At 37.1% G+C, this 291-nt stretch carries 1 pseudogene; it reads left to right on the top strand.

Features of this window, described 5'->3' with window-relative positions:
* Positions 1–115, top strand: a pseudogene (locus CUN85_RS13755) (IS1 family transposase); the annotation flags it as partial.
* Positions 116–291: the final 176 nt, after the last annotated feature.

A 291-nucleotide genomic window follows, 5' to 3' on the forward strand; every position in this document is an offset into this window, starting at 1 on the left:
TAAAGATGGTGTAAAGCACAAAAGAACACCTGCTCAGCAATCAGGGATTGCTGAGAAGAAGTGGACTTTGAGAGAACTCTTGAAATTCAAGTGTTCAAAAACGCCAACCAATTAATACAGGACTACCAGAAAACCTATTTCCTACTTAATTTAGTCCGTAATCATTTAAAAAGGATAAAACCCCAAAGTGTTAACTTGCTAGCGAAAACACAAAGGGGATGTTTAGTGTTTTGTCTAATAAGTACTTAAACTTTGTTGATGCAGCGCTAGCTGCATCAGGAAACTCACATT

The organism is Methanolobus halotolerans (assembly GCF_004745425.1).
Lineage (GTDB): Archaea > Halobacteriota > Methanosarcinia > Methanosarcinales > Methanosarcinaceae > Methanolobus > Methanolobus halotolerans.